At 51.5% G+C, this 6,319-nt stretch carries 3 protein-coding genes; all 3 read right to left on the reverse strand.

Annotation, left to right across the window (positions count from 1 at the left end; translation table 11 throughout):
• Window positions 1-1,095, reverse strand: a 1,095-nt coding sequence (locus H6F80_RS03000; protein ID WP_190790129.1) for a PPC domain-containing protein, incomplete at its 3' end; no start/stop codon positions are given.
• 651 nt (window positions 1,096-1,746) lie between these two features.
• Window positions 1,747-5,124, reverse strand: a complete 3,378-nt coding sequence (locus H6F80_RS03005) for a sll1366 family intein-prone helicase (RefSeq protein WP_190790130.1) — start codon at window positions 5,122-5,124, stop codon at window positions 1,747-1,749.
• Window positions 5,125-5,560: 436 nt separating this feature from the next.
• A partial coding sequence (locus tag H6F80_RS03010; protein WP_347277818.1) for an acyltransferase occupies window positions 5,561-6,319 on the reverse strand: 759 nt, incomplete at its 5' end.

The raw sequence follows: 6,319 nt of genomic DNA on the forward strand, positions 1-6,319 counted from the left end.
TAGCTTTAGTGGAGCAGAGGTAAAGCTGAGATTGTAGCTGGTTGAAGCGTTTGCGCCCGCAGTGACACGCACATAATAAGTGCCACCCTTTAGGCTCAGGTTGACCAGATCTTTTGCGGTTCCTGGGACATTTGAACTGCCAACCACCGTCCCGCTCTGATCCAGCACTTCCAAATTGGCATCAGCTGCTAAACCATCTAGCACTAGATTGAGGCTGCTCGGCGATGCGATATTCACTTTGTAATAGTCGTCTGAATCTAGCACACCAACATAATCTTTGAAGACACTGACACTGGGACTGGCGGAAACAACACGAGCCGCACTGACATTGTTGCCGCTAAAGTCGATCGGCACTGCATCAAACTTCAGCTTCAGCTTATAATCAACGCTTTCGCTTTTTACCTTCAGGCTCAGCTTGACAAAATATTTGCCCGTATCCAGAAGTTGAAGGCTGTTGTTAGAAATTGTGATTTGCTGCTGATTGCTGTCATACAGCTCAATTTCCACATCATCGCCGAGGCTTTTCACGAAGCTGCTAAAACTGCTTTGTTGGGTCAGATTAAATTGATAAAACCCAACTGGGCTGTCGCTGCTGAGCGTCCCCGAATAGCGGTAAGATCCCTTAAGCTTCAGCTTTTTGGAATTGATCTTTAGTGCTTCTTTGCGGGTGCGTCCGGGTAGCTCGATTGCAGAAGAATCACAGGAATACTCAATTTCTGTTGCTTCGGTTTCAGTGTCTTGTTCAAGCGATCGAATCCCCAGAAAGTAGAGTCCTGCCCTCAGCGTTTTTTTAATCGACAGCGGGCTGTTTTGAACTCTGGAACGGGTACGAAACTTTGAGTTATTGTCGTCGTCATCGTCGCCGTCATCATTGTCTGAAACCGAAATTTGATTGCCTCGACGATCGAATAAAGCTAGCTCAACATCGTCATCGTCAAGGTTGAGAGCACAATCAAATTTGCTGCGTTGCTTGAGCTTAAATTGATAGATATCAAATTCGCCAGAGGAGCTGATTGCTCCATTAAGATTAAGCTTTCCTTGATCGAGCTTAACCTTAATTGCCTCTGAAAATTTGTAGCCTGAATCTTGCGCCATAGGTCTTAACCTTCCTTCGCATCCATAAATTGAAGCTGCCAGGAAACAACTTCCTGAACTAATGCCTGAGCAACACAGAGCCGCCTGAAAAAGACATAGAAATTCCCTAGCTGCTTGTCAGAAAGCAACGATTGGAATCAAATAATTTCTGGATTCAGGCAATTTCTTTGCTAGAGCTAATCATGCCCATAAACGCATCAAAATTTTCAAACTCAAACTTTTTTTGCCATTGTTTGTGCTGAAGGAAAGCATTTACAAGCCTGTTTTTTTCACTATCGCTATTCCTCATTTGTAATCCTTAGAATTCATCGATCGTGCTAATCCCTGCACACGACCCAATTGCCTCAATTCACCGATTATTTCGGAGGGAAAGCGGCTCTGTAAAAAGGCAATAAAAAAGGCAATAAAACGTGCGATCGAGCTGGGGTTTTTAGTGAGAACCCGCACAACGATGTGCTACCGCATAGGCAGCATCCCACTTTTACAACCCTCCCCCTCAATCTCGCTGCCGCTAGTCTCCTGTTGGGGGCGAGGGACTTATTGAAGGGACTGGCAGTTCCCTATCGGATGGGGGTGAGGGGCGGTTTGGGACTCCACCATTCATCCTTGGATTCAGCAGTGCTCACTTTGCTTTTACCTGAAGGAGAACAGTTAGGAATCCTCGTCCTCAATGACGGCAGATCGATCGAGCAACAGCAAATTCCTCAGCGCATCGGTATCTAGCTCTGTCAGCCAGTTTTCCCCAGTTCCCACAACCTGTTCCGAAAGGGCTTTTTTGCTTTCAATTAGCTCATGAATGCGCTCTTCCAGCGTACCGTTACAGACAAATTTATGCACCTGAACGTTGCGCTTTTGCCCGATGCGGAAGACACGATCGGTTGCCTGGTTTTCGACTGCGGGATTCCACCAGCGATCGAAGTGAAAGACATGATTGGCGCGGGTAAGGTTGAGTCCAACGCCGCCTGCTTTAAGGGACAGAATAAAAATGCGCGGAGCCTGCGGATCGTTCTGGAAGCGATCGATCATTTCTTCGCGCTGTTTCTTGGCGGTGCTGCCGTAGAGGAAGAACACATCGCGGCTGAAGCGGTCTTTCAGATAGGCTTGCAGGAGTTTGCCCCATTCAGCGAATTGGGTGAAGATCAGGGATCGATCGCCTTCTGCCAACACTTCTTCGAGCATGGCTTCGAGCCGCTGCACTTTGCCGGAGTGGGCATCGAGGTGAGCCGCTTTAGACATCGCAGTCTCGTCTCCGAGCAGAGCCGGATGGTTACAGATTTGCTTCAGGCGGGTAATCAACGCGAGGATTTTACCTTTTCGCTGGATGCCCTCGGCGGATTCGATGTCGGTCAACGACTGCTCGACAAATCGCTGATACAGGTCGGCTTGCTCGGAAGTCAGCCCACAAAAGACGGTCATTTCCTGCTTTTCGGGCAGGTCCTGAATAATGGAGCGATCGGTCTTCAAACGGCGCAGCATAAAGGGCTGAACGAGCGATCGCAGGGTTTTAAGCGAAGCAGTATCACCGTATCGTTCGATCGGGATGGCAAACCGTCGCTGGAAGAAGTTTTTGGGCCCGAGGTAGCCCGGATTGAGGAAATCCATGATTGACCAGAGTTCTGCCAGTCGGTTTTCGACGGGAGTTCCGGTGAGGGCAACGCGAAACTGCACCTGGAGCTGCCGCACTGCCTGCGATTGTTTGGCGTCCGCGTTTTTGATGTTTTGCGCTTCGTCCAGCACGATGCCTTGCCAGGAAACGGTTTGCAGATCTTTTAAGTCGCGATAAACGAGCGGATAGCTGGTGATGACGAGATGGTTGCCTTTGACGGCTTTGGCAAAAGCTTTGCCCTGCGAGCGTTTGTCACCGTGATGCACAAGAGTTTTCAAATCGGGCGCAAATCGCTTTACCTCTCGTTCCCAGTTGCCCAGCACCGAAGTGGGACAGACAATTAGCACCGGGTCGGTCAGCGCGTCTTGTTCTAGAAGGTACAGCAGAAACGCAATACACTGGGGGGTTTTTCCTAAACCCATATCGTCAGCAAGGCAAGCTCCCAAGCCCCACCGCTCCAGAAATGCCAGCCACGAGGCTCCCCGCACCTGATAGGGACGCAGCTCTCCCTGAAAGGCTTCGGGAACCGGGATGGGTTCGACGCTCTGGTTGCCTTTGGTCAGCGTATTCACCAGCTCTTGCAGGGCACCAGATGCTTCAAAGCCGAGGACGGGCAGTTTTTCGATCACCTGGGTATCCCCTGTGCTGATCCGCAGTGCGTCTTCTAGCGACAGAGCCATTTGGTCTTTGCGGCTCTCAAAGAAGGTTTGGGCGGCGCGGATATCCTGCGATCGCAGCTCGACCCATTCGCCGTTAATTTCCACCAGGGGCGTGTTGAGGGTGACGAGGCGATCGAATTCGGCTTTGGAAAGTCGCTGTCCGCCGATCGTCAGTTCCCACTTAAAGTTCAGCAGGCTTTGCAGCCCGAGACGCTGGCTGGGTTTAAGTTTGGGCGTTTCTGCCTGAATTCGCAGTCCGAGTCGATTGGCCCATCCTTCCTGCTGGGAGAGACTGGGCGGCAGCACTACACCGAAACCGCTATCCTGCAATCGCCAGGCAGTGGACTTGATAAATTCATACACCTGGAGCGGATTCAAGAGACAGGACTGGGGCTGTTGCTGCTGAAGGCTCGGTTCCAGCAACGGATACAGGCGCGATGCTAAGCCTAAGCCTGCCAGCAACGTTTCCTGGGGGGCGTCAATCGTCCGTCCCAGATATTCCAGCCGCGCCACCGGGTTCTGCCAGACGGTGCGGGCACTAACGAGAAATTCTGGGTCATTCGTTGCCTGCAAGAAATATTCCAGCGTCCAGTCCTGCTGACCTTCCCTCGGCGGATGCAGATAGAAACAGGTGCGAAAGGCGGCAATTTGCTGGGAGAGATAGGGCTGAACCGGAGCAAGCCACTGTTTCAGCGTGTTTTGCAGGCGATCGAGCCTCACCGGATCGGCGGTCAAAATTGGCTGTGTGCCCGATGCCTGAAGCCATTCCTTCAGCGGCAGATCTTTAATCAGGGTGGTGGTGGGCAGCGGCGTGACGGCAGCAACCGACCGCAACCGCGTATGAGTCGCCTGATTGAGAAAGTTCAGCAGCAGCGTGTGGGCATCGATCGGAGAAACCGAATTTTCTAGCTCTTCACAGGACAATTCCAATTCATCAGTCCGGCAGAAATAAGTGCGACAGAGGGGCGGCATCTGACGGGCAAACTGCTCCAGGCGCGCCTGATCAACTGCGCTATCGATCAACACCTGCCAGTGAATGATCGCCCCATCGTCCTGCGGCTGAAGCAAAGGCAAAAACTTGGCGCGTGCCATCAGGTCTAAATGCCAGCGGCGGATGTGCGACCAGAAGCGCAAATCGGCTCCCATCCAGGACGTGAGATCGTCATTCACGGAACTGAGTGGAAGGGACTGCAAAAAAGCGAGGGCTTCATCAATCGTTAAGCGAATACCCTGCACCTGCCAGGTTTGAAGCTGAAGTTCAGGCAAATTTTCTGAGGATTGAGATTCTTCGGGCAAGACATCTGCTACTGAATGCTGGGGCAGTACCGCAGGCGAATTGTGTTCAGGGTCTTCTGAAGGAAAAAGGTAGGTGGGTAGGGCGATCGAAACCGACTGCCAGCGGGGGGAGGACACAGGTTCTACAACCGTAGCAGCTCGTTTACGGGAACGGCTTCCGGTTGGGATCAGCACTTCCAGCGCAAATTCGGCAATCGTCCAATTCAGGGTACGGGCTTGGTGCAGCGATCGCAGCCAGTCGCGCAGCTCTGCCTCGGTCATACAAAACGGGTTGAGGCCAAAATCAGTTACGCCTGAGTCGATCGCCCCTGAGTGACCTTCACCAACCGAGGAATGACTTTGCATCGGCTCAACGCGCCGCCAAGTTTCTCCCCAAAGCAAGAAATATTGATCTGCTGCATCGGGTTGGGGGGCTGCATCGCTGGGAAAGGAACGGTGAGTAATCCAGTTGCCGTGTAGAATTGCCATGCCAGCAAAGGTTTAAGGCGAAGGGGCGAGGGCTGCTTCACCGCAGAGCAGTAGAGCAGTTCAACAAATTTGCTGATCCCTTCCTTAACTTTGAGTCGTTCTACAAGCTTGTAGAATTTTGGCAGCATGCGCCAGGGCAGCAAATTTAATTGGGCAGATGGAATCAAGCCTCTTGAAATCAAGCATCCTGAAATCAAGTCTCTTGAAATCAAGCACATTGAACCAGGCAGCTTCGATCGTGCAGAAGCTTCTGCCATTCAGCGAAACCCTGCTCATTGCTAGAGTACTCTTTGAGAGAACACTCAGAACACTCGATCGCAGCCGCTTCACTCAATCATGCAGTCTTGATCATGCAGTCTTGCCTGCCAGGATTGCTTCATTTTACATCGCTCCTCTGAAAAGGAAAGAGGAAGCCCCTTCGACCCCAGCATAAAGACTAATTCATGGCAAATTCACTGCGGCTTGCTTTAAGCTGAGTTTGCAAATCCTTATCCCGGCGTGAAATCACTTTTGCCGGAACGCCCACTGCCACTGAATAAGGCGGAATATCCTTTGTCACCACTGCCCCTGCCCCGACCACACTGCCCCGTCCGATCGTCACGCCATCCATCACTTTTACGCCTGTCCCTAACCAGCAGTCGTCTTCGATCACAATGCCTTCGGTGGTCACGCCCTGAAGTACGATTGGGCAAGTCAAATCATCAAAGTTGTGATTGTTGGCATAAATGCCTGTGTGGGAGGCGATCATACATTGCTTGCCGATCTTGATGTGTCCTGGACCTGCCATGCACACATAGGGACCAATGTAAGTTCCTTTGCCAATTTCCACCAATCCATTTTCCAGGGAACGAATATCAACGCCGCGATCGAGACCGACATTTTGATGCAGCACAATCTGGCTATTGTTTGACATGGTGCTCAAGCGAACCCCGCTATCAAGATGGCAATCTGCTTCAAGCACGATCGAATTATTTTTACCGCTTGCATCAAGGCAAACGTGATGAGTCAGATATACACCCTCGCCAATTTTGATCTGATTGGGCTGGCGCAACTCCACGCCGTAGTCAATCATCACCGACCGACCCAATTGGTTAAACAACTGCCGATAGGCAAAACCCCGGAACACGATCCCTGGCTTACGCGGAATCCAGCCCAGAGCCGTTGTAAGCAGCAGTTCCTTTAACCGTAACCACGC

The organism is Leptolyngbya sp. FACHB-711 (assembly GCF_014695615.1).
Lineage (GTDB): Bacteria > Cyanobacteriota > Cyanobacteriia > Elainellales > Elainellaceae > Leptolyngbya_A.

Excerpts from the sequence above, each read along its gene's own strand:
- H6F80_RS03005 (WP_190790130.1), bottom strand. The coding sequence starts at position 5,124 with ATGGCAATTCTACACGGCAACTGGATTACTCACCGTTCCTTTCCCAGC.